Source organism: Winogradskyella poriferorum (assembly GCF_036553625.1).
GTDB lineage: Bacteria > Bacteroidota > Bacteroidia > Flavobacteriales > Flavobacteriaceae > Winogradskyella > Winogradskyella poriferorum.
Genome location: NZ_JAZHOU010000006.1, coordinates 140,065 through 165,339, shown reverse-complemented (window position 1 = coordinate 165,339; position 25,275 = coordinate 140,065). Strand labels below are relative to the sequence as shown.

Sequence of the window (25,275 nt, the reverse complement as noted above, 5' to 3'; positions counted from 1 at the left end):
GTGCTGTTTTACCCTATACTAAGTTCTAAATTGTTTTATTATTTAGTTTTTCTCTTAAAATCTTGAGTGCTGCAGACATTCGTTTTTCTACTGTTTTTTGAGAAACTCCAAGTAATTCTGCAATTTCTCTATACTTTTTATCTTCGATTCGGTTGAGTAAAAATACTTCGCGCTGTTCCTCACTTAAATCGGCTATTACAGCTTGCAACTTATTTTTAAATTCTTCTTCTTCGAGTAAATATTCTGGAGTTTGGTTAGTCTTATCTAAATATGGCGAAGCTTTAGCGTAAGTCAATACTACTTTCTGATGTCTTACTATATTTAAAAACAAATTATTTACCGTTGTAAATAAGTAAGTTTTGGCCTTAGTATAGTCTACACTAGAGCAATTTTCCCATACCTTAGAAAAGGCATCTTGTACCAAATCTAACCCAACTGACTTGTCTCCAGACTTATAAAACGCAAAATTATTCACAGCTTTTATATGCTCAAGATAAAAAGCATTGAAGTGTTCTTCTTCACAAAGATTTGGGTGTTTATTTGCCATTAATTATTAATCAATAATTGTAAATGCAAAAATAGGAATAAAAAAATCACACATTAAAAACATTGATTTTCAGAATGTTAAAATTTATTTTAAAAAAATTTCAAGAAAACCATAGGGTAAATTAAATCCTAAACGTCTTAAATACAGAAAGCGAAAAAAATCGCAATAATTAATTTAAGAACACAAAACCCAAAAATCAATATTATGAAAAATTTAAAATTCTTATCAGCACTTTTATTTATTTCAATCTTAAGCTTAACCTCTTGTCAAGATGAAATAGATGACGAAAACGGAAACAACCCAAACACTAACTCAGCAACATCACCAACTGCTCAAAACTTAGAAAGATCTGCTATGTATGATGGTAGTTTTGATGATTTCTTAGACGATATTTCTTGTTCTTCGGTTTTATTTCCTGTAACTGTTATTGTAGATAATACAGAGATTACTTTAGTTTCAGAATCTGATTACGAATTGGTACTAGACATCATTGGAGAGTTTACAGACGATGATGATTCGGTTCAATTTCAATTCCCGATAACTGTACAGCTTAGCAATTATACGCAAGTTGTAATTAATAACCAAGCAGAATTAGACGCGCTAGAAGATGCCTGCGATGATGCAGAAGACAACTTTGAAGATGCTATAAACTGTTTAGAAATAGATTTCCCTATTACAATCTTAACTTATGATGCCAACTTAGAGCAAAGTGGAAGTGTTGTAATTGAGTCTGAGCAACAATTATACAACTATATGGATAATTTTGATGATGACGCTTACTTTTCTGTAAACTACCCAATCACAGCAACATTAAGTAATGGTAATACTGTAGAAATTACAAGCGATGCTGATCTGGAAAATTACATTGATGAGTGTTTAGATTTTGATGACATGGAAGACGATGCTGAAGATGATGCCGAAGAAGTTGAAGAAATACTAGTTGAAGGTACTTTTGTTATTGAAAGCTATGTAGATGCTGCTGGAAATGCTGTAGCTGAGTTTGCAGATTACACTATAGATTTTGCTAACGACTTAACTTGTACAGCGCAAAATGTTGTAAACACTACAATTGCCGATGTTGAAGGCGTGTACCAAGTAACGTCAGACATTGATGTATACTTAAGCTTAACCTTTACAGGAAATACAACTTTCGAATTACTTAATCAAACGTGGGAAGTAACAAGTTATTCTGAAAATTCTATTTCTCTACAAAGCACAACTAATGCTGCCATAACCGTGGTTTTATCCCAAATCTAAACCAAAAGGGCATTAGTTACGTAGGTTAAGGTAAAAGCAGCTGTTTTTTTTAGACAGCTGCTTTTTAACAAAACATTTTATCATGAGACTTAAAATCACATACCTCTTTTTGTTTCTGTTGTTTATAACAGGTTGTACAACAGAAGATTCAGGTTCTAATAATGGAAATGGAAACAACGGCATAAACGAAAACCTCAACAGACAAACCGTTGGTAGTTCGGCAAACGATTTATTATCCGCTACTATTTTTGAGAAAATGATTGTTGAAATAGTATATGTAGAAGGATTAGAACCTACAGAGGAAACTGTGACTAATTTTGTTTCATTTCTAGAAAACAGAACACACAAACCTAATGGTATTACAATTGAAAAACGTGCCATTCCATCTCCAGGAAACACAAGCTACTCTATACAAGAGATTGCTGACATAGAAATTGCAGAACGTCAATATTACAATACCAATAATACTATTGCTGTTTGGGCTTTATTTATAGATGGTGAATCTGAAAATAACGCTAATGGTAATATTGTACTAGGTTCTGCATACTGGAACACCTCTTTTGTAATTTTTGAAGAAACCATACAAGACTATAGCAATAGTACTTTTGAACCTAACAGAACACTGTTAGAAACCATAGTGATTACTCATGAGTTTGGTCATATATTTGGCCTTACAAATCTCGGTACAGAAATGGTAACAAATCATGAAGATACCGAACATCCTAAACATTGTAACAACGAAGACTGCTTAATGTTTTGGGCAACAGAATCTTCGCAAGGAGTAGACAATATGCTAAATATGACCTCTGCACCAGAACTCGACAGCCAATGCATTGCAGACCTTCAAGCTAATGGAGGCAAATAATATAAACTCAAATATATTTTAAAAATGAAAACTAAAATCTTAACACTTTCGATGCTATTTTGTGCACTCTTCAATTTAAGTGCTCAAGATGACACAACAACAAAAACTTCAAACTTTGGAATTAAAGGTGGCTATAATTTAGCTGCTGTAAGTTTTGATGAAGATAGTGAAACTGGTCAACGTCATAGCTTTCATGTTGGTTTCTACGGCGAATCATTTTTTACAGAAAGCATAGCTTTACAAGTAGAGCTTTTATATTCACAACAAGGTTACGAGATTGAAAGCAATGGAGGTACATTTACGCAAAAGCTAGACTACATCAATGTACCATTAATGTTTAAAATGTATCCAGATAATAACTTTTTCTTAGAAGTTGGTCCTCAAATAGGTTTAGCCATTTCTCACGAAGAAACGTTTGACAGCAACTTTAATCTTTTTGATACATCACAAGAATTTGAACCTAATAGTTTTGATTGGGGAGTTAATTTTGGTGGTGGTTTTAAAACCAACTCTGGCATTAGCTTAGGTGTAAGATACCATCTTGGACTTGGAGATATTTATGAAGAAGGAAATCCTAAAAACAGAGTATGGCAATTTTCTGTAGGCTTCGATTTCTAACAGAAACATTAAAGCAATAAAAAAACCGCATAATCACTTATGCGGTTTTCTTTTATATACAGTTACTAATTACGCATCAATATTGGCATAAATAGCATTCTTCTCAATAAACTCTCTACGTGGTGGCACTTCGTCTCCCATTAACATAGAGAAAATACGATCTGCTTCACCTCCATTATCGATGTTTACCTGACGTAACGTTCTAAACTCTGGATTCATTGTAGTGTCCCAAAGTTGCTCAGCATTCATCTCACCAAGACCCTTGTAACGTTGTATCTTAGCATTATCACCAAAATCTGCTACGATAGCATCACGATCTTTATCTGACCAAGCATACTGCTTTTTGGCACCCTTCTTTACTAAATATAAAGGTGGTGTTGCTATATAAACATAGCCACTTTCAATTAGTTCTCTCATGTATCTAAAGAAGAACGTCAATATAAGTGTAGCAATGTGGCTACCATCAATATCGGCATCACACATAATCACCACTTTATGATATCTTAATTTTGAAAGATTTAATGCTCTTGGATCTTCTTCAGTACCAATCGTTACACCAAGTGCTGTAAAAATATTCTTGATTTCTTCATTTTCAAAAACCTTATGCTGCATTGCTTTTTCAACATTAAGAATCTTACCTCTTAATGGCAAAATAGCTTGAAACTTTCTATCTCGACCTTGCTTTGCTGTACCACCTGCAGAATCACCCTCTACTAGGAACACTTCACATTGCGCTGGGTCTTGCTCAGAACAGTCGCTTAACTTTCCTGGTAAACCACCAATACTCATTACCGTTTTACGTTGCACCATTTCACGAGCTTTCTGTGCTGCGTGACGTGCTTGTGCTGCTAAGATTACTTTTTGTACAATTGTCTTAGCATCTTCAGGATGCTCCTCTAAGTAATCGGTTAACATTTCTGAAACTGCCTGAGAAACAGATGCCGAAACTTCACGGTTACCAAGTTTAGTTTTTGTCTGACCTTCAAACTGAGGTTCAGCAACTTTTACAGAAACAATAGCTGTTAAACCTTCCCGAAAATCATCACCTGAAATGTCAAATTTCAATTTATCTAACATTCCAGAACCATCAGCATATTTCTTAAGTGTATGCGTTAATCCACGACGGAAACCAGAAAGGTGTGTACCACCTTCGTGCGTGTTAATGTTGTTAACATAAGAGTGTAAATTCTCTGCATAAGAGGTATTATACACCATAGCCACTTCAACAGGAACACCGTTCTTTTCACCTTCAAATGAAATAACATCTTTCATTAAAGGTTCTCTGTTACCATCTAAAAATCTAACAAATTCTGAAAGTCCTTCTTCTGAATGAAAAGTTTCTCCTTCAAAAGAACCATCCTCCTTTTTGTGACGCTTATCTACTAAATGAACTGTAATACCTTTGTTTAGGTATGCTAATTCACGCATACGACTAGCTAAGGTATCGTAATTATATTCTAATGTTTGCTGAAAAATTTGCGGATCTGGCTTAAAGGTTACAATAGTACCTGTCTTATCTGTATCTCCAACAGTTTTTACAGGATATAAAGTTTTACCACGCTCATACTCTTGCTCCCATACTTTACCTTCTCTGTAAACTGTAGCTTTTAAATGTTCAGATAGTGCGTTAACACAACTTACACCAACACCGTGAAGACCACCTGAAACCTTATATGAGTCCTTATCGAACTTACCACCTGCACCAATTTTGGTCATTACAACCTCTAATGCAGAAACACCTTCTTTTTTATGAAGACCAACTGGAATACCACGACCATCATCTTCTGTAGTTATGGAATTATCCTCGTTTATGGTAACTGTAATGTTATCGCAATGTCCTGCTAAAGCTTCATCAATAGAGTTGTCTACAACCTCATAAACCAAGTGGTGTAAACCTCTTACACCAACATCACCAATATACATCGATGGACGCATACGTACGTGCTCCATCCCTTCTAGGGCTTGGATACTGTCTGCGCCATACTGTTTTTTGTTTTCTTCGCTCATTTTATATTTAATAAGATTTAGTTCTAATTTTACAGCAAAAAAGACGCTTATTGCGTCTCTTTTGAGTACTTTCAAAGATACAAAAAATTAGAGCTTAAACATAGCTTTTTATCGACTTTAAGCAATAATTATCAACAATTGTTAAGAACCTAAAAGTGTCTTAAAACAGCTAAAAAGTACCTTAAATTGAATTTAAGCGTTTTTTTTACAACACTGAAAATTGAAATTTACGAAAGTGCCTTAGACGATATATTTTAATCCAAAATAAAAGAGTTATTGACATTTATTTTACAAGTTACATTAATGTATTTCTTCGTGAAGTTGTTTTTTCAGTTTTTCTAATAAACTTAATAGATTCCGTAAAGTTCTTAAATTACCTACGGTAGTTTCTAATTTTAGCGTTGCCACATTCCATAATTCCATAGATTCGAATAAAAAATTAAAATCTGTTTGAGGTCCGCCAACAATAAAATGCTCTCTATACATTGGCAAAGCGGCATTTGAATAGTTAATATGTTTAGCAAAAAAGGGTTCTATAAGTGAATTATACTGATTATCTACGTATACATCTCCTCTTTCTAAAAAAATAAGTGCATCTCTAAGTTCTAATAATGATTGTTTAAGTTCTTTTTTTTCAACCTTTATAAGCAGTCCTTGTTGTAAAAACTCATTGAAAGTTTCATAAGATAAATTATTGGTCCAAGCCGTAGCTATAGAACCTATATTTTCTAATAACTCTGGAATACTATCTTGGTTTTTAGATGCTAAAATCTGTAGTGCTTTTTTATGCCTCTTTTCTAAATAACTTTCTGATTCAATTAGCTTATGAATAACTAAAATCTGCTCTTCCACCTCTTCGCTAAGCTTATTAAAATATGACTGCATCTTATCCTTTTCTAGACGTTTTTGGTTCCAATTGTTTACCTGTATGGCAATCAAAATACCTATAACTACAAGAATGATTTCTCCCAAGGCATACTTGAGATACCGACTTGTCTTTCCTTCATTTAGAAGTGACCTCCTGATATTTCTAAAGAATTTTATCACATTAACCGTTATTATTAAGTTCTACGTTAATTAGTCTCTGTAAATCAATTACTTGTTGTTTGGCTTTTAAGTATTCTTTCATAATCACATCAGCACTAGATTGGACAACTGTAACTCCATTCATAAAAGTTTGATTCTCTATAAGCTGTAGCAACTCTTTTTTAAACTCATTTAAATAAAATCCCTTTTCTAAACCTGTAAATGTTCTATTGATTTCTTTTTCTTTACTTGGCTCAAGAGCCATAATATAACGCATGTTAAACTTTTCATTTATAGGAGGAAATAACAATCTGTCATGACTTTCTTTTTCTTTATCTTGAATAATTAAAATGGAATTGTATTGTTTGTTTAGTTCTAACAACTTTATTTTGATAGAGTCATTTGAGATGAGATCTAAATTTCCACTACTTACCATTTCATTAAAAGTAACCTGGTTAATATTAATGTCTTGCCAACTAAAAATAGAATTGAAGTAAGGCATAACATTAAACACAGAATCTTTATTCTTACTAAAACTAAAGTTTAAAAAAATATTAGCGGCTTCTAATTGTTTCTGTTTTATGTCATGAAATTCGGATAAAAGCTTTTCATTTTCTCTTAAATCGATAATCAACCTTTCAAGATAATTTAATTCTACTTGCCTTTTTTTACGATTTTCATTCCAATTATTAATCTGTAGGGCTATCAAAATACCAATGACAACAAGCACTATTTCGCCAATGGCATATTTTAAGTATTTACTTGTTTTACCTTCATTAAGAAGTGATTTTCGGGTACTTCTAAAGAATTTTATCATCGGCTTACAGTTGGGTGTAAGCAGGAAATTATAAAGTAGAGATGGTTGGTTATGCTTATATGTTTATAAATGTAATGAATTGTTACAAAATACAGCACAAAAAAAGCCAGCTTAAAAACTGGCTTTCAATTATTTAAATATTATCAATAAGCATCATCATGCACTTTAGCAACGGCTCTACCACTTGGGTCGTTCATGTTTTTAAAAGCTTCGTCCCATTCTAATGCAATTTTAGTACTACATGCTACACTTGGCTCTTGTGGCACACTCAATGCAGCTGCATCACTTGGAAAATGCCCTTCAAAAATGGTTCTGTAATAATACTCTTCCTTGTTCTGTGGTGTTTGTATTGGGAAACGGAAATGTGCGTTTGCCATTTGCTCGTCAGTTACATCCTCGTTCACCAATTCTTTTAAAGTATCTATCCAGCTGTAACCTACACCATCACTAAATTGTTCTTTTTGTCTCCAAGCCACACTTTCTGGCAACATATCTTCAAATGCTTTGCGCACCACCCATTTTTCAATTCTACCATCTTTTATCATTTTATCTTCTGGGTTGATGCGCATAGCAACATCCATAAACTCCTTATCTAAAAATGGTACACGACCTTCAATTCCCCAAGCCGCTAAACTTTTGTTAGCTCTTAAACAATCGTACATGTGTAACTTACTTAATTTACGTACAGTTTCTTCATGAAATTCTCTCCCGTTAGGTGCTTTGTGGAAGTACAAATAGCCACCAAATAATTCATCCGCACCTTCTCCAGATAGTACCATTTTTATTCCCATTGACTTAATAACTCTAGCCATTAAGTACATTGGAGTACTCGCTCTGATGGTTGTAATATCGTAGGTTTCTAATTGATAAATTACATCTTTTATAGCATCTAAGCCTTCTTGAATTGTAAACTTAATTTCATGATGAACTGTACCAATATGATCAGCTACTTTTCTGGCAGCAGCCAAATCTGGAGAACCTTCTAATCCTACAGAAAAGCTATGCAATTGTGGCCACCAAGCTTGCTCTTTATCATCTGCCTCTATACGACGTTGCGAATATTTTTTTGCAATAGCAGAAGTTACAGAAGAATCTAATCCACCAGACAACAATACACCATAAGGCACATCGCTCATAAGCTGTCTGTGTACCGCATCTTCTAGAGCTTGCTTTACTTCTGCAATGCTTGTTTCGTTATCTTTGACAGCATCAAAATCTTCCCAATCGCGTTTGTACCACTGCACTAACTCTCCATCCTTACTACTCATGTAATGGCCTGGAGGAAATAATTCAATCTTAGTACAAACTCCTTCTAAAGCTTTTAATTCTGAAGCCACATAGAATGTTCCGTGTTGGTCCCAACCCATATATAATGGTATAATTCCCATATGGTCTCTCGCTATGAAATACTCATCTTTATCTACATCGTAGATTGCAAAACCGAAGATACCGTTCATTTCGTCCACAAAGTCGACTCCTTTTTCTTTATATAAAGCTAGAATTACCTCACAATCACTTTCAGTTTGAAACTTGTAATCTGGAAATTGAGCTCTTAAAGCTTTGTGGTTATATATCTCACCATTTGCTGCTAAGATTAGTTTTTTGTCTTCACTAAACAATGGCTGTTTTCCAGAAGCAGGATCTACTATAGCTAAACGCTCGTGAGCCAAAATTGCTTTTTCATCACTGTAAACACCACTCCAATCTGGCCCTCTATGACGAATAGACTTTGCCATTTCTAATACCTGAGGTCTTAGGTCTTCTGATTTCTGTTTTATATCAAACGCACATACTATTCCGCACATAACTCTTTATTTTGTTATTAATTATGAAACAAATATGAAATTAAACTTTCATTTTTTAAACATAAACAACTATAATGGTTTCAATATAAAATAAAATACATTTATTTTTAAAATTATTAAAAGTTAAAACAACCCAAATCACCTGTTTAACTTTTAATCTGTAAACTTTAGGATTTCTTTTCGACCATTTGATGTAATAAGACTTAATTTTATTAAAACTAAAAACCAAAAAACATGAAAACGACACAACTAATTTCAACCATTGCCTTTGCATTTGCTTTACTTCTATCTTTTAATGCTGAAGCTCAAAAATTTTCAGGATTAGATAAGAGCCCAATGGATGCTGCCTCGTTTCCTAGCAACTACAAAGAGTCTAACAAACAAATAAAAATAGTTTACAGCAGACCTCAACTTAAAGATAGAGATGTGTATGATTTGGCTAAGCCTGGAAATGTATGGAGAATGGGTGCTAATGAAGCTGCCGAACTTCATGTTTACAGCGACATGAAACTAAATGGTAAAGATGTTAAGAAAGGCACATATACTGTATATGCTATACCTGGAGAGAAAGAATGGACCATTATTATAAATACAGATTTAAATGTTTGGGGAAGCTATTTTTATAATGAAAAAAATGATGTTGCTAGGATAACTGTACCAACAACCGAAGGGGACGAATCTCTTGAAGCATTTTCTATAGCCTTTGAAGAATCTGAAAAAGGTGCAGATATGCACTTAGGCTGGGGCACTGTTAGAGTTGCTGTTCCATTTGAGAAAAAGTAATATTCTTTACATAAAAAACTACAAAAGACTGTCTGTAAGAATTATTTACAGACAGTCTTTTTTTGTTTCTATAATGAAGGAATGTGTCCCCAATTTTCGCCAGATTTTATTCTGTTAAGTTGCGTTGTAGAAATTCCGAAGCGCTTTGCTATAACCTTTAGTCGCGTTCGTCTATTAGGATCATTCAACATTTTCTTAATTAACCTCACATTATTTTCTGTGAGCTTAGCAGATGGCGGCTCCTGTTTTTTCTTGGCTTTAATAAAATGAGGGTTTTTCCACTGGTGAGCTTCTTTTTCACTCTTAGAAGCCCATTTTAGATTATTAGCTTTATTATTCTGCTTATCATAATCTAAGTGGATAACGTAGACACCTTCTTTAGTATTTTCTAAAAAATACTGGGCAACAAGTTTGTGCACATAATAGCCTTTGTATTTGTACTTTTTGTAGCCTCTGTAAACTTTTGTTTCTGTGGTTTTAATCTTAATATGAGGATAACCATTTAACAGATAAGGGTCTATTAATCTTGGTTTTTCTTCCTCAACTTTTATAATTCTACCATAGTTTGAAACAAAAAATTTTTCTTGTGGTGAAATTTTGTCTTCTTTAGGGGATTCTAATGCTTTCCAAACTTCACCTCTGTAATTTTTAATTTCGTTAAAGAACATTTAAGGGATATTCAAATATTTATGGGTTTGCAAGGATACCTTCCATTTAGGATTAGCCATTACATAATCCACAATTTTAGGCATCATCTTCTCTCGCTTACTCCACTCTGGTTGCAAGTATAATATACAATTTTTATTTACTTTTTCTGCTTGTTCTTCGGCAAATTTAAAATCGTCATTATTATAAATGATACATTTTAACTCATGCGCCTTATCGTAAATCTCTTCGGTAGGTAGTTTTACTTTTTTTGGAGATAAGCAAATCCAATCCCATTCACCTGTTAGTTTATAGGCTCCTGAAGTTTCAATATGTGTTTGTACTCCTTTAGCTTTTAACTGCTCAGTAAGTGGACCCATGTCCCAAGTAAGCGGTTCTCCTCCTGTTACAACAATTATATCACTATATTTTACAGCGTTTTCAACAATTTTTGTTGTCTCAGTTGCAGGATGCAGTTCTGGCAACCAACTCTCTTTTACATCACACCAATGACAACCAACATCGCAACCACCAATCCTAACAAAGTACGCTGCGGTTCCTTTATGATAACCTTCACCTTGAATGGTATAAAACTCTTCCATTAATGGCAATAAATGCCCTTGATCTATCAATTGTTGTTTTTCTCTTCTTGTCATAGTGCGCAAATATACCAATAACTCTGTACTATTTGTGTATTACCAAAGGGCAAAATGCCAATTGCAGCAAATATACTTGCGGTTATTTCTATTTTATACTTGATTAAAATTACACTATTTTTATGCAAATTTTCTGATCAATGAGCAATTCTGAAAAATTCATACAAGACATTAATACAGGCAACACTTTTAAAGGAGATTATATTACCCTAGGAGCTGCAATGTTAGATGGAGAAACCAAAACTAATGCTTTTGTTAATGTGCCTCTAAAAACAATGAACCGACACGGTCTTATTGCCGGAGCCACAGGAACAGGAAAAACAAAAACACTTCAGGTGTTGGCTGAAAACCTTTCTGAAAAAGGTGTTCCTGTTTTACTGATGGACATTAAAGGAGATTTAAGTGGTTTGGCAAAACCAAGTCCAGGACATGCCAAAATTGATGAACGTCATGAAAAAATAGGACTTCCGTTTGATCCTAAATCTTTTCCTGTTGAGATTTTAACTCTATCTGAGCAAGATGGTGTTAGACTTAGGGCAACGATTAGTGAGTTTGGCCCTGTTCTAATCTCGAGAATACTAGGTGTTACCGAAACACAAGCCGGAATCATTTCTGTAATTTTTAAATATTGTGATGACAATAAACTACCGCTTTTAGACCTAAAAGACTTTAAGAAGATTTTACAATATGCTACTAATGAAGGTAAAGAAGAATTTCAGGAAGCTTATGGTAGAATTTCAACAGCTTCTACAGGAGCTATTCTGAGAAAAATTATTGAAATTGAACAGCAAGGTGGTGATTTATTCTTTGGGGAAACCTCTTTTGACACACAAGACTTATTGCGTATTGACGAGAATGGTCGTGGCTATATAAACATAATAAGACTTACTGATATACAAGACAAACCGAAGTTGTTTTCAACGTTTATGTTGAGTCTTTTAGCAGAAATTTATTCTACATTCCCAGAACAAGGAGATAGTGGAAGACCAGAACTTGTAATGTTTATAGATGAAGCACATTTGATTTTTAATGAAGCTTCTGATGCGTTATTAAACCAAATTGAAAGTATTGTAAAACTTATCCGTAGTAAAGGGGTTGGCTTGTATTTTGTAACTCAAAATCCTACTGATGTTCCTGAAGCTGTGCTTGGACAATTAGGATTAAAAGTTCAACATGCTTTACGTGCGTTTACCGCAAAAGACCGAAAAGCGATAAAACTTACGGCACAAAACTATCCAGACACAGAATATTATGATACTGCAGATGTGCTGACTTCCTTAGGAATTGGTGAAGCTTTAGTATCCGCTTTAGACGAAAAGGGAAAACCAACTCCTCTAGCAGCTACAATGATGCGTGCACCTATGAGTCGCATGGATATATTAACAGAATCTGAACTTAGCAGCTTGCTCGCTCAATCTCAATTAGCCAAAAAATATAATAAAGAGATTGATAGAGAAAGTGCATATGAAATGCTAAACGAAAAAATAAAGCAAGCTGAAGCGGAAGAAGCAAAACGTAAAGCGGAAGAAGAAAAAGAAGCGCTAAAAAAAGCCGAAAGCAAACACAAAGCAAGTTCTAGCAGAAGACGAAGCACAAGACAAAACCCAATTGTAAAAGTACTTTCTAGCCCAACAGTAATTAGAAGTGTATTAGGAATCCTAACCAAAATGCTAAAATAACTAACCCTAAATCTAAAACACGAAAGCCCATAATGGGCATTTGGCTAATAATGACCATTATCTAACCAAATAATTGAATAACAAAATCATAAGCTTTTGAAAAATTTAAATAAATGAAGAAATCAATTTTTATAATTTTAATTATAACCTTACTTATTACAAGCTGTTCTAATGACAAACCAGTGGATCCTTTTTTAGTAAAAAAGTATAATATAGGATTGCTAACGGACTCTACAACAGTTAGAGAATTAGACACCATTTTTAAAAATGATTCAATCGTAAGATATGTTTCTGGTGATGAATTTGCTGGTTCTATAAATGTTATTGAAATATTTGACAAAAGTGGCAAGAAGCTTTTAGACCTGTATCCTAAAGAAGCACTAGATTCTACATCTGTAATTTCAAATGTACGTATTAATGACGAACGCTATAGAACTGAAAAAGACATTTCAATACTTAGTACTTTTAAGGATATTAAGGATAATTACAGAATTTCAAAAATTGATAATCTTATAAATACAGTTAAAATTTCAATTAATGAAATAAACACCGCTTTTAGTATTGACAAAAAAGAACTACCAAGTAGTTTAAGGTTTAATATGGACGCAACCATAGATGCCATACAAATACCAGAAAAAGCCAAGATTAAATATTTTATGGTTCATTGGTAATTCAGTTTTCAGTCACCAGTCACAGTAAGCAGTAAAGCACAAATGAGCAAAAAGAAAAAATATACAATTCAAAACTCACCATTCATAGTCCCAACTGACGATGGAAAAATAATAAAAGAACATTTTGGAAAAGCTAGTGATGGTAATTCTGAAATAAGTATAGCACATATGGTAGCGCCTCCTGGATGGAGTGAACCTTTTCAAACACCAGAATTTGATGAATACACTTTTATCTTAAAAGGAAAAAAGCAATTTATCATTGAAGATGAAACCATTACTTTAGAAGCAGGACAATCTATTAAAGTAGAAAAAAACACAAGACTTCAATATTCTAATCCTTTTGATGAGCCTTGTGAATACATTGCTATTTGCCTTCCTGCATTTTCAATAGAAGCCGTAAACAGAGAAAACGAATAGCATGAGTAGTTTTGTTATAAAATCTATAGGCAACGCACTTAATGCCACCAGTTTAATTTCTTCAAAATATGCCTCTAAGAAGGCTTTAAACTTATTTGCATCGCCACGTAAAGGTCGCTACACAGAAGCACAAACAAAAATAATTGATTCTGCTTTGTTTGAAGAACTGTCTTACCAAGGGCAAAGTATTGCAGTTTATCGTTGGAAAGGAAATGGAAAGACTGTTTTGTTGGCACACGGTTGGGAAAGCAACGCTTCTAGATGGAGTTATATTCTCAACGATTTAAAAGCTCAAAGTTACAACATCATAGCATTAGATGCACCTGCACATGGTCGCTCAGACGGGAAACAATGTAACGCTATTTTATATTCAGAATTTATAAATATAGTTGCAAAAAAGTATCAACCTGAAATTGTTATCGGTCACTCGGTTGGTGGTATGGCAACAGTATTCTTTATGCACAACTACCAACTATCTTCAGTTAAAAAGTTGGTTTTATTGGGAGCACCAGCTCATTTTACAGGTGTTTTTTCCAGATACAAATCTATGATGGGTTACAACAATCGTATTTCTAAAGGCCTGGACAATATTGTTATTGAACGCTTTGGCAAACCTGTAGATTATTTTTCGGCAGCCAACTTCACCAAAACTATTGAAGCTGAAGGCTTAATCATTCACGATAAAAAAGACAGAATTATTCCTTTTGAAGACGGACAACTTTTTGCCAATCGCTACAAAAACTCTAAGTTTATAGAAACCAATGGTTTTGGTCACGGATTAAAAGATGAATCCTTAACGCCAAAAATTATTGAATTTATAAATGGTTAATTCTTGATTATGATAAACAAAAAACTAGCTTACATCTTTTTAATTCTTCTTTGTTTTAGTTGCAAATCAAACAAGGAAAAACAGCAAAGCAAGACATATACAGATGTTGTTAGTATAGCTGCTATGAAAGATGTAATGTGGAAAGGTGAACTTTTTAGCAAAATAAAGCTTGACACTATAAAACCTAAAAATGGACTTTATGGTCTTGGTCCAGAAGCTTATCTGCGTGGCGAAATAGTAATTAATAACGGAAAAACTTATGTTTCAAGAGTTCTTACAGATTCTACAATGGCTGTAAATGAAATAGCAGACGCTGAAGCCCCATTTTTTGTTTATGCCAATGTTAATGAATGGAATGCAGTCAAATTACCGAGTTCTGTAACATCTATAAAAGATTTAGAAACGTTTATCGATAGCGAGACAAAAGACAAAAAGAGGCCATTCACTTTTAAATTAGATGGCAATATCTCAAAGGCAACAATTCATATTCAAAATTTACCAAAAGGCACTAAAGTTTCTTCGCCTAAAGAAGCTCACCAAGGACAGATTAACTATCAATTAGAAAGTGAAGATGTAGAAATTATTGGTTTTTTCTCTACCGAACATCAAGGTATTTTTACTCATCATGATTCCTTTTTGCACATGCATCTTATCTCTAAAGACAAGACAAAATGGGTCATCTAGACGATGTTGTTTTTAATGAAATGTCATTATTATTACCAAAGTCCTAAAAGACTTTATTGTATTTTTGCACTATGTCTGATGATTTAAAACGTCTTAACAAATACCTAAGTGAAGCTGGTTATTGCTCTCGTCGTGAAGCCGATCGATTAATCGATGCAGGTAGAGTTACCATTAATGATGCTATTCCAGAAATGGGCACTAAAGTTGCTTCTGATGATGTGGTTAAAGTTGATGGTGAAATCATTGGCGAACGCAAAAAAGATTTTGTCTATCTAGCATTTAATAAACCTGTTGGTATCGTTTGTACTACAGATACTCGTGTTGAGAAAGATAATATTATTGACTTTATTAATTACCCAAGACGAATTTTTCCTATTGGAAGACTAGATAAACCAAGTGAAGGATTGATTTTGCTAACAGACGATGGCGATATCGTCAACAAGATTCTACGTGCCAGTAACAATCACGAAAAGGAATATGTAGTTACTGTTGATAAGCCTATTTCACAAACATTTATTCAACGGATGGCAGGTGGTATTTATATTGAAGAATTAAAACAACGCACCAAAAAGTGTAAGGTAAAAAAAATAGACAAATACACCTTTAGTATTATTTTAACCCAAGGTCTTAACAGACAAATTCGTCGTATGTGTGAGTATCTTAACTACGAAGTACAGACCTTAAAGCGTGTTAGAATTATGAATATTGAACTAGACATACCAATAGGAAAATATCGAGAACTCACTAAAGAAGAGTTTAAAACATTGACCGATTTAATTGGAGATTCTAAGAAAACGTTTCAACCCAACCAACAACGCAGAAACAGAAGACATTAATTTTACAAGGCATGAATTTATCTCCTTTTCACTTAGCAATTCCTGTTGACGATGTAGATGTATGCAGAGATTTTTACACCAACACTCTAAATCTTGAAGAAGGAAGAAGTAGCGATCATTGGGTAGATTACAACTTTTTTGGTCATCAGTTAGTAATTCATTATAAACCAAAAACTGAAGAAGACACGCATACCAATTCTGTTGATGGAAAAGATGTGCCTGTTCCGCATTTTGGTGTTGTTTTACCTTGGGAAGATTTTTATGATTTTGCTGATTTGTTAAAAAGCAAAAACATAAATTTCATCATAGAACCTTACATTCGTTTTGAAGGACAAGTTGGTGAGCAAGCTACAATGTTCTTTAAAGACCCTTCTGGTAATGCTTTAGAGTTTAAAGCCTTTAAGGATTTAAATCAACTATTTGCAAAATAACAAATAGAGTTTTATTTATTTCTTTCTATGTTGCTCTCTAGCTAACAATGTATTCTTTAAAAGCATAGCAATTGTCATTGGTCCTACTCCACCAGGAACAGGTGTTATAAAACTTGCTTTTTTACTTACATTTTCAAAGTCAACATCTCCTGTAATGTGATAGCCTTTTTCAGAATCATCTGGCACACGCGTTATACCAACATCTATAATTACAGCATCGTCTTTTACCATTTCTGCTTTTAAAAAGTTAGGAATACCTAATGCTGAAATAACAATATCTGCCTGAGAAGTAATCTGGGTAATATTTTTAGTATGACTATGCGTTAAAGTTACTGTTGAGTTTCCTGGGAAACCTTTACGTCCCATTAAAATACTCATTGGGCGACCAACTATATGAGAACGACCAATAACAACTGTATGTTTCCCTTTAGTCTCAACTCCATAACGGTCTATAAGCTCTAAAATACCAAATGGTGTAGCAGGAATAAAAGTTGACATATCCAATGACATTTTACCAAAGTTTGTAGGGTGAAAACCATCTACATCCTTATCTGGATTTACAGCCATTAATACTTTTTGAGTATTGATTTGTGGTGGTAATGGCAACTGAATTATGAAACCATCTATATCGTCATTATTGTTAAGCTCTTCAATTTTATCTAACAATTCAATCTCGCTAGTTGTATTAGGAAGACGTACCATTGTAGACTCAAAACCAACACGTTCGCAAGCTCTTACTTTACTTCCAACGTAGGTTAAACTTGCTCCATCATTACCAACAATTACAGCGGCTAGGTGTGGCACCTTTTCGCCATTAGCTTTCATTTTATCAACTTCAGCCTTTATTTCGTTTTTAATGTCGTTACTGGTTTTTCTTCCGTCTAGTATGGTCATTTGTTGTTGTTTTCTTGCTAAGACGCAAAGGCGCAAAAGCTAATTGAAAATATATTTATTTATAACTTCTCGACTACGCTCGAAGTGACTACTTACATTATACTGTTTACTGCCAACTATCTCGGCATGTTTTTCATCATCTGCATCATGCGTTTTCCGCCACCGCCTTGCATCATTTTCATCATCTTACTCATTTGAGTAAATTGTTTTAGCAACTGATTAACTTCTTGTACAGATGTACCAGAACCCTTACCAATTCTCTTCTTTCTACTTGCATTTATAATTGAAGGGTTAGCACGTTCCGCTGGTGTCATAGAGTGGATAATAGCTTCAATTCCTTTAAAAGCATCATCATCGATATCAATACCTTTCATCATCTTTCCTGCTCCAGGAATCATACCAATTAAATCCTTCATATTACCCATCTTCTTGATTTGTTGAATCTGTTTTAAGAAATCATCAAATCCGAATTGATTCTTGGCAATTTTCTTTTGAAGTTTACGCGCTTCCTCTTCATCAAATTGTTCTTGAGCACGTTCTACAAGAGATACAACGTCTCCCATTCCCAAAATACGATCTGCCATACGTGATGGATAGAACACATCTATAGCTTCCATCTTCTCACCTGTACCAATAAATTTAATTGGCTTGTTTACAACAGACTTAATTGAAATTGCGGCACCACCACGTGTATCACCATCTAATTTGGTTAGGATAACACCATCAAAATTTAATATATCATTGAAGGCTTTTGCTGTATTTACAGCATCCTGACCTGTCATAGAATCTACCACAAATAAGGTTTCTTGTGGTTGAATAGCTTTGTGAATGTTAGAAATCTCGGTCATCATAGCTTCATCTACAGCCAAACGACCAGCTGTATCTATAATTACCACATTATGACCATTAGCTTTTGCATGGGCAATACCTGCTTGTGCAATAGCAACTGGATCCGTATTTCCTTTATCACTATAAACCTCAACATTGATTTGATCTCCAACAACGTGAAGCTGATCTATCGCTGCAGGACGGTAAACATCACAAGCTACTAATAAAGGTTTCTTTGTTTTTTTATTTTTAAGATAGTTAGCAAGCTTACCAGAAAAAGTAGTTTTACCAGAACCTTGCAAACCAGACATTAAAATTACACTTGGATTGCCAGAAAGGTTAATACCTTCTGCATCACCTCCCATAAGTTCGGTTAACTCATCTTTTACGATTTTAACCATTAACTGACCTGGTTGAAGTGTCGTTAATACATTTTGGCCAAGTGCTTTTTCTTTAACCTTATTGGTAAATTGTTTAGCAATTTTAAAGTTAACATCGGCATCTAAAAGCGCACGTCTTACTTCTTTTAAAGTTTCGGCAACATTGACTTCTGTAATACTGCCATGTCCTTTTAATACGTGTAACGCTTTATCTAACTTATCACTTAAATTATTGAACATAATCTTTATCTCTTTTAGAAGTTGCAAATTTAAGAATTTACAAGAGATAAACGAACGGCATATCTATAATTATACACTTATATCTTTCAGAATATCATAAAAGAAAAGAGCTGCCTAGCGGTTGGCAACTCTCTTCATCAACTTAAACTTACTAAAATTACTAACTAAGCGGTTCTTTTATATATTATTCACATGTTTGTTCTAAGACTAAAATATTGTCTCCACTATGCAATTGCAATCTATCTTCTTCACATTCTACAACAAGCCACTCACCTGTTATTGCCTGGATATTTGGCCCAGCTACATTTGAGAAGGTAACTATTACACCATCTTCTGATTGTGATGTTGTCCATGTTGCATCAATTGTAGTTTCGTTATTATAAATTATGACATTTTGACTATTAGGTTCAAAATCGAAATTCCAATTTAGAAGGTTATCACTACCATTATAGTTTACAGCATTCCAAATACATTCTACTAAGAAACCATCTACATCTTCTTCGCTACAACTGTTTGAACAATCTTCTACAATTAGTTCTACAGTGAATATTTCTGAAACACTAGGATTATCAGCTAACCCAACTCTCATATAAATTATTTGAGGATTTGTTGTATTAACAAAAGGTGATATCAGTGCATTGGTCTCTGCCTCTGCATCCATTAATGATTCATAAAATGTCCAAGTGACATTATCTTCAGGGCAATCATAAATGGCATTTAAATCGAAAGCAACAGAACCATCATTATCATCGTCGCACATAACAACTTCTCTATCTTCAAAACAATCGAAAGCACCACTTACATTCTCATCACAGGCTAGAATTAAGATATTATCTCCTTGATTAAACACCAACCCATCATCGTCACAGTCTTGCAAATACCATTGACCATTGTATTGGTCTATAGAAGAAGGGAAATCTATGAAAATAAATACACCGTTGTCATCTGAGCTTATATCCCATGTACCATTATGAGGCATGTCGCCTTGATACAATGTAAAGAGACTATTGTTTTCTGAAAACTCAAAATAGGTCATTGGAGATGTATAGCCGTTAATCGTAGGCACTATATAGCAAGACATTAGATACTCGCTTACGTCTGACTGGTTACAATCTGACTCAACATCACAACTTTGCTCTAGCACTAACTCATTATTATCTGATACCAACTCTAATCTGTCGTCTTCGCATTCTACGAATCTCCAATCTAGAGAAAGCACCTGATAGTCTCCTGGTAAGTCTAAAACTAAGAATACTCCTGTATTACCAAGAAGCACCTCCCAAGTACCTGTTACTTCGTTTCCTGAATTACTTCCTACTATTACTGCTCCGCCTTCTTGGAAATTCAGAGGTCCATTATAGTTAGGGCTCAATAAATCTGTACCTATCCACCATTCACATTCTTTAAGATTTAAAGCTACTTCCTGAGCGTCGCAATCTAAGCTTCCTTCACAATCTAACTCTAACTTCATTGTTACAAAGCCATTGTCTGTTTCCTTTTTAAACTCTAGGTCTTCATCATCGTCATCACAATCTGTTAATAACCATAACCCATTAGCTATGCCAAAAGTCTCTAAACCTTCAATAACAAGTTTATAACCCAAATCTGTTTCTATAACCTCCCAATCTCCTGTTTCAACTACCGTTGAATCTCCTGTAATTGTTACAGAACCAGATTCGTCAAAATGCAACTGTAACGTGTTTTCTAGCTCACCTGCTTCATTATAAAATTCAGCTTCAAAGCCACACTCTAACAATAAATTTTCGAGTTCATCTAAATTTATGTCACAGTCATCAGAACTGTCATCGCAATCATCTTCTGCTGCTTCTATTGCATCAGACAACTCCTGGTTGGAGTTCACTTCTATTGTATTTCCGTTTGCGTAAACAAGCGACACAGGATAGTTAATACTTACAACCAGTGCATTATCATCTTCCTCCAGGCCTTCAAGAAAACTATATAAGGCCTCATCGCTAGTTATAGTAATCGTATCTACAATATTAAAATCTGCATTAAATACGGAAAACGTAATTGGATAAACAAAATCCACACATTCAATAACCTCATCATCTTCTAGCTCACAGTCTTCAATAAAATCCTCTAATTGGTCTTCATTTTCAATAACTACTTCAGAATAATTATTAAAAATAATTGTAATAGGAAACACAAAATCAAAGAAATCATCTTCATTTTCATATTGTTCAAATAAATCCTCAAGGTCTTCTAAATCATCTAAAGTTTCAACAACAATGGTAACATCTCCCATTACAATCGTCACTGGTAACTCTACTGAAAAACAACTAGACTCATCTAAAAAATTATCATAATCGGCATAGTTTGCGGTAACATTACCCATGAAATTTGCCAATGGAGTGTTAGGCTGAATCATTTCTTGTTCTGCCGGATTATTGATATCTATTGCTTCATCTTGACAAGCAGTAAAGGTCAAAAGCGCAACAAAGACGTAAACAAATAAATGACTGAATTTAAATTTCATAACACTTAGTTTTTTTTATTATAGATTTTTTTATTATAGAACAACTACTCTTTTAAATCTCCTACCTCTTGATTAGAAAATTTATTTATACTTTGCGTCTCAATAATTATGAGCCAACCAATAAAAAATCATATTTGCGAAGAACAGTTGTTTGAGCGTTTGTACAAAAAACACTCAAAGAATCTGCATGATTTTTTATATTACAAGTTTGGAGATCACTTAAATCCTAGTGATAAAGTACAAGAAGCGTTTATAAAACTTTGGCAAAACTGCGGAAAAGTTTCTCCGGACAAAGCCAAAAGTTTTTTATTTACAACAGCCAACAACCTAATGCTAAATGCTGTTGCTCATCGTAAAGTGGTTTTAAAATATGAGAAATTACCTCAAAAAAAATCAACTAATGAGACTCCTGAGTTTGTTTTACAAGAGAAAGAGTATCATCAAAAACTACAAAAAGCACTTTCTAAATTAACAGAAGCACAACGTGTTGCATTTTTAATGAACAGAGTTGAAGGTAAAAAATTCAAAGAAATTGCAGTGCTTTTAGACATCTCAACCAAGGCTGTTGAAAAACGTATTTACGGAGCTTTAAAAAAGCTACGAGAAGATATTGATGAATTATAAAATAAATTGTGGGTAGGAATTTTTAGAGCTTAACTGTTCTATTACTGAAATGCAATTATGACAAGAGAAGAACTCATACAAAAATGGCTAGACCATAGCCTTAACTCAGAAGAGCAAAAAGCTTTTGAGCGGTTAGAGGACTATAAAGATTTAATGCAGCTTAACAATGCTTTACACTCTTTTAAGTCTCCAGAGTTCTCTGTGGAAAAAAATTACAAAGCATTACAACCTAATCTAAAAAAGAAAACTACACAAACTTGGCACAAACCACTGCTTAAAGTTGCTGCTATATTGGCTATATGCGTTAGTGCTTATTATTACACAACAACATTAGACAGTTCTTTTAATACCGAAATTGCATCGCAAACAACTATAGACTTACCTGATACTTCAGAAGTAATTCTCAACGCAAACTCTAATTTGGTTTTTAACGAAAACCATTGGAATGATAAACGTGAGGTGAAGCTTAACGGCGAAGCATTTTTTAAAGTTGCTAAAGGCAAGAAGTTTGATGTAATCACAGACAACGGTGTTGTGAGTGTTTTAGGAACACAATTTAACGTAAAACAACGTGATGGTTACTTTGAAGTTATATGCTACGAAGGACTTGTAGGTGTTAAAACAAAAGACAATTACACAGAATTAAAACCAGGAAACGGTATAAAAATAATAGATGGGAAGTTATTTGCTAAAGAAAAAGAATCCACTACGCAACCTGCTTGGTTGCGTAGTGAAAGCAACTTCACAAACACACCTCTTAAACACGTTATTAAGGAGTTAGAAAATTATTACGACATAAAAATAGTTATAGATAAAGCTGATGCAAATAGACTATACACAGGTGGTTTTTCGCATAAAAATCTAGATTTAGCATTGCAATCTGTAACAATACCATTAAATTTAAGCTATAGTAAGTCTGGAACTTCTATTGTATTAAAGCGTGAATAAACTTTTACATCGAGTTGTTTTATTTCTATTAATTTTCAACTTCTCTAATCTTGCATTTAGCCAAAAAGAGGAACCACAACAACTCGTTCAAATACTAGAAACCTTAGAAAAACGCTATGAAGTAAAGTTTTCTTTTGAAACCAAAACTATTCTGAATATTGAGCTTTATCCTTTGAAGGAAAATCTCACTCTTGAAGAAGCTTTAGAACAACTAAAAATAACCACAAATCTTAATTTTGAAGTTTTAAGTCGTCGTTTTATAGCCATAACACCGAGCGATAAAACCGTTCACAGACTAGAAGAAGTTGTTGTAAATAATTACTTATCCAAAGGTATATCTAAAACAAACAACGGAACTGTAACAGTAGATGCAAACGCCTTTGACATTCTACCAGGTCTTATAGAGCCAGATGTTTTACAGATTGTGCAAAATTTACCAGGTGTAGTAAGTGTGGACGAGCGTATCTCTAACATAAACATTAGAGGAGGCACTAACGACGAAAATCTCATTCTTTATGAAGGCATAAGAATGTATCAGTCTGGTCACTTTTTTGGTTTAATTTCTGCATTTAATCCATATTTATCTGATGATATACGTATTTCTAAAAATGGTACAAGCGCACTCTTTGGCAATGGAGTTTCAGGTATTATTTCTATTAAAAACACTGATGAATTAGACAATAAATTTAGTGCAGGCATTGGCACCAACTTACTCAGTCTTGATGGTTATGCTAAAGTCCCTCTGAGTAAAAAAACAGAAATACAACTGTCTTTAAGACGCTCTTTTACTGACATTTTGGTTTCAAAAACTTATGATGCATACTTTGATAGAATCTTTAGAGACTCTGAGCTTAATACTGCCAATAACGTTAACTCTCTATTAGCACTAGATGAACGCTTTTTATTTTATGATGCTAATGCCAAATTTCTATACGACATTAATGATACTTCTAAACTTAGAATAAGCCTACTTAACATATACAATAGCTTAGACTACAATCAGGTTTTTGCAGATTCTAACAACAATATACAAGAGACCAAAAGTGCTCTCAATCAAGTAAGTTTTGGAGCAAGCGCTACTCACTACAAAACCTTTGAGAATGATATAAAAACCTCAGCGCAGATGTATTATTCTAATTATGATTTGGATGCTCAAAATAACGACATTACCAATAACCAATTACTCATTCAAGAAAACAAAGTAGAAGATTATGGGTTGCGCTTTGACATAAAAAAAGCCATAGATAATGATATTGAAGTTAGAGGAGGCTACCAGTTTAATGAAGTTGGTGTTACTAATTTTGAAGATGTATCTAACCCAGATTTTACCAGCTTAGTAAAAGAGATTATTAGAACTCATGCTATTTTTGGTGAAACTGAGCGCTATTCAAAATCCCATAACACATACATTCGATTAGGAGCGCGTATTAGTTATTTTGAAAAACTAAAAGAACTCGTATTAGAACCAAGATTTGCTTTTAATCAGAAAATTTCTGACCACATAAGGCTTGAAGTTTTAGGAGAATTAAAAAGTCAGACAATTTCTCAGGTTATAGATTTACAACAAGACTTTTTTGGTATTGAAAAACGACGATGGCAACTTTCTAATTTAGAGAGTGTACCACTTGTTAAGAGTCAGCAAATTTCATTAGGTTTAAGTTACAACCAGAATAATTTGTTTATCTCACTCGAAGGTTATTATAAAAATGTAGAAGGCATTACTGCACAAAGTCAAGGGTTTCAAAATCAGTTTCAGTTTATAAACGACATAGGAGCATATACTGTTACTGGATTGGATTTCTTAATCAACAAACGCTTTAGCAATTTTAGCACATGGCTGAGCTATACTTTAAGTAACAATGACTATAAATTTAGCACTATAAACGAAGGCAGCTCTTTTACCAGTTCGTTAGATTTAACACATGTTGCCAATGCTTCACTAACCTATAGTCTTAATAATTTTAAAATAGGCTTAGGTCTAAATTGGCATTCTGGTAGAGCTTACACAAAACCTTTAGACAATCAAGACCATAGCAACTCTACCATTGAATATCAAAACCCTAACAGCTCTAGATTATCGGATTATTTTAGAGCAGACTTATCGGCTATTTATAAATTTCAACTTTCTAAAGGCATAAAAGCTGAAGCTGGTGCTTCAATTTGGAATATGTTTAATCAGAATAACATTTTGAACCGCTATTACACTTTAGACTCTGATGATAACATTATTGAAATCGATAATCGGTCTTTAAAATTTACACCCAATCTAAGTTTTAGAGTTAACTTTTAAA

General features: G+C 33.7%; 24 protein-coding genes. 14 read left to right on the top strand and 10 right to left on the bottom strand.

Annotated features, from left to right (window positions below; all coding sequences use genetic code 11):
• Window positions 1-25: 25 nt before the first annotated feature.
• Complete coding sequence (locus tag V1468_RS14765) at window positions 26-547, bottom strand: RNA polymerase sigma factor (RefSeq protein WP_331810976.1); 522 nt, start codon at window positions 545-547, stop codon at window positions 26-28.
• A 204-nt stretch (window positions 548-751) separates the two neighbouring features.
• Between V1468_RS14765 and V1468_RS14760 the strand changes: the two genes are divergently transcribed.
• The 3 genes from V1468_RS14760 (at window position 752) to V1468_RS14750 (ending at window position 3,287) form a co-directional block, all read left to right on the top strand.
• A complete protein-coding gene (locus V1468_RS14760) occupies window positions 752-1,804 on the top strand; it encodes a hypothetical protein (protein WP_331810975.1) in 1,053 nt (350 codons plus the stop codon).
• Between the two features lie 82 nt (window positions 1,805-1,886).
• A complete protein-coding gene (locus V1468_RS14755; RefSeq protein WP_331810974.1) occupies window positions 1,887-2,669 on the top strand; it encodes a zinc metalloprotease in 783 nt (260 codons plus the stop codon).
• A 24-nt stretch (window positions 2,670-2,693) separates the two neighbouring features.
• Window positions 2,694-3,287, top strand: a complete 594-nt coding sequence (locus V1468_RS14750; RefSeq protein WP_331810973.1) for a porin family protein — start codon at window positions 2,694-2,696, stop codon at window positions 3,285-3,287.
• Between the two features lie 69 nt (window positions 3,288-3,356).
• Here the strand turns inward: V1468_RS14750 and gyrB are convergent, their stop codons facing one another.
• From gyrB to asnB, 4 genes are all read right to left on the bottom strand, one after another.
• Complete coding sequence (gene gyrB, locus V1468_RS14745) at window positions 3,357-5,294, bottom strand: DNA topoisomerase (ATP-hydrolyzing) subunit B (RefSeq protein ID WP_331810972.1); 1,938 nt, start codon at window positions 5,292-5,294, stop codon at window positions 3,357-3,359.
• A gap of 300 nt (window positions 5,295-5,594) precedes the next feature.
• Window positions 5,595-6,341 (bottom strand): DUF6090 family protein, encoded by a 747-nt coding sequence (locus V1468_RS14740; protein ID WP_331810971.1) that lies wholly within the window; start codon window positions 6,339-6,341, stop codon window positions 5,595-5,597.
• 1 nt (window position 6,342) lies between these two features.
• A complete protein-coding gene (locus V1468_RS14735; RefSeq protein ID WP_331810970.1) occupies window positions 6,343-7,137 on the bottom strand; it encodes a DUF6090 family protein in 795 nt (264 codons plus the stop codon).
• 143 nt (window positions 7,138-7,280) lie between these two features.
• On the bottom strand, window positions 7,281-8,942 hold the full coding sequence (gene asnB / locus V1468_RS14730; RefSeq protein ID WP_331810969.1) for an asparagine synthase B: 1,662 nt from the start codon (window positions 8,940-8,942) through the stop codon (window positions 7,281-7,283).
• Window positions 8,943-9,176: 234 nt separating this feature from the next.
• Between asnB and V1468_RS14725 the strand changes: the two genes are divergently transcribed.
• Window positions 9,177-9,725 (top strand): DUF2911 domain-containing protein, encoded by a 549-nt coding sequence (locus V1468_RS14725; RefSeq protein ID WP_331810968.1) that lies wholly within the window; start codon window positions 9,177-9,179, stop codon window positions 9,723-9,725.
• 68 nt (window positions 9,726-9,793) lie between these two features.
• Here the strand turns inward: V1468_RS14725 and V1468_RS14720 are convergent, their stop codons facing one another.
• Entirely contained in the window at window positions 9,794-10,393 is a 600-nt protein-coding gene (locus V1468_RS14720) for an HNH endonuclease (RefSeq protein WP_331810967.1), read from the bottom strand.
• Window positions 10,394-11,026, bottom strand: coding sequence for a 7-carboxy-7-deazaguanine synthase QueE (locus V1468_RS14715; RefSeq protein WP_331810966.1), 633 nt, complete (start codon window positions 11,024-11,026; stop codon window positions 10,394-10,396).
• Between the two features lie 140 nt (window positions 11,027-11,166).
• Between V1468_RS14715 and V1468_RS14710 the strand changes: the two genes are divergently transcribed.
• The 7 genes from V1468_RS14710 to V1468_RS14680 all read left to right on the top strand — a co-directional run bounded on the left by V1468_RS14710 (window position 11,167) and on the right by V1468_RS14680 (window position 16,573).
• A complete protein-coding gene (locus V1468_RS14710) occupies window positions 11,167-12,705 on the top strand; it encodes a helicase HerA-like domain-containing protein (protein WP_331810965.1) in 1,539 nt (512 codons plus the stop codon).
• Window positions 12,706-12,818: 113 nt separating this feature from the next.
• On the top strand, window positions 12,819-13,376 hold the full coding sequence (locus V1468_RS14705; protein ID WP_331810964.1) for a hypothetical protein: 558 nt from the start codon (window positions 12,819-12,821) through the stop codon (window positions 13,374-13,376).
• Window positions 13,377-13,418: 42 nt separating this feature from the next.
• Window positions 13,419-13,793, top strand: coding sequence for a cupin domain-containing protein (locus tag V1468_RS14700; RefSeq protein WP_331810963.1), 375 nt, complete (start codon window positions 13,419-13,421; stop codon window positions 13,791-13,793).
• Between the two features lies 1 nt (window position 13,794).
• A complete protein-coding gene (locus tag V1468_RS14695; protein ID WP_331810962.1) occupies window positions 13,795-14,622 on the top strand; it encodes an alpha/beta hydrolase in 828 nt (275 codons plus the stop codon).
• A 9-nt stretch (window positions 14,623-14,631) separates the two neighbouring features.
• Window positions 14,632-15,306 (top strand): acetolactate decarboxylase, encoded by a 675-nt coding sequence (locus V1468_RS14690; protein ID WP_331810961.1) that lies wholly within the window; start codon window positions 14,632-14,634, stop codon window positions 15,304-15,306.
• A 71-nt stretch (window positions 15,307-15,377) separates the two neighbouring features.
• Window positions 15,378-16,142: a 23S rRNA pseudouridine(2604) synthase RluF gene (gene rluF / locus V1468_RS14685; RefSeq protein ID WP_331810993.1), complete on the top strand. Its 765-nt coding sequence runs from the start codon at window positions 15,378-15,380 to the stop codon at window positions 16,140-16,142.
• A gap of 11 nt (window positions 16,143-16,153) precedes the next feature.
• Window positions 16,154-16,573, top strand: coding sequence for a VOC family protein (locus V1468_RS14680; RefSeq protein WP_331810960.1), 420 nt, complete (start codon window positions 16,154-16,156; stop codon window positions 16,571-16,573).
• Window positions 16,574-16,588: 15 nt separating this feature from the next.
• On the opposite strand, the gene V1468_RS14675 is transcribed toward V1468_RS14680, so the two are convergent.
• The 3 genes from V1468_RS14675 to V1468_RS14665 all read right to left on the bottom strand — a co-directional run bounded on the left by V1468_RS14675 (window position 16,589) and on the right by V1468_RS14665 (window position 21,412).
• Entirely contained in the window at window positions 16,589-17,467 is an 879-nt protein-coding gene (locus V1468_RS14675) for a bifunctional 5,10-methylenetetrahydrofolate dehydrogenase/5,10-methenyltetrahydrofolate cyclohydrolase (protein ID WP_278006415.1), read from the bottom strand.
• 116 nt (window positions 17,468-17,583) lie between these two features.
• A complete protein-coding gene (gene ffh / locus V1468_RS14670; RefSeq protein WP_331810959.1) occupies window positions 17,584-18,915 on the bottom strand; it encodes a signal recognition particle protein in 1,332 nt (443 codons plus the stop codon).
• 184 nt (window positions 18,916-19,099) lie between these two features.
• Window positions 19,100-21,412 carry a hypothetical protein gene (locus V1468_RS14665; protein ID WP_331810958.1) on the bottom strand — a complete coding sequence of 771 codons (2,313 nt, stop codon included), beginning with the start codon at window positions 21,410-21,412 and terminating at the stop codon, window positions 19,100-19,102.
• Window positions 21,413-21,520: 108 nt separating this feature from the next.
• Between V1468_RS14665 and V1468_RS14660 the strand changes: the two genes are divergently transcribed.
• The 3 genes from V1468_RS14660 to V1468_RS14650 are packed head-to-tail and all read left to right on the top strand — an operon-like array spanning window position 21,521 to window position 25,274.
• On the top strand, window positions 21,521-22,036 hold the full coding sequence (locus V1468_RS14660) for an RNA polymerase sigma factor (protein WP_331810957.1): 516 nt from the start codon (window positions 21,521-21,523) through the stop codon (window positions 22,034-22,036).
• A 57-nt stretch (window positions 22,037-22,093) separates the two neighbouring features.
• The gene (locus tag V1468_RS14655; RefSeq protein ID WP_331810956.1) at window positions 22,094-22,984 is read left to right on the top strand and encodes a FecR family protein; all 891 of its coding nucleotides are present in this window, start codon (window positions 22,094-22,096) and stop codon (window positions 22,982-22,984) included.
• Complete coding sequence (locus V1468_RS14650) at window positions 22,977-25,274, top strand: TonB-dependent receptor plug domain-containing protein (RefSeq protein WP_331810955.1); 2,298 nt, start codon at window positions 22,977-22,979, stop codon at window positions 25,272-25,274. The genes V1468_RS14655 and V1468_RS14650 overlap by 8 nt, the downstream gene beginning before the upstream one ends.
• Window position 25,275: the final 1 nt, after the last annotated feature.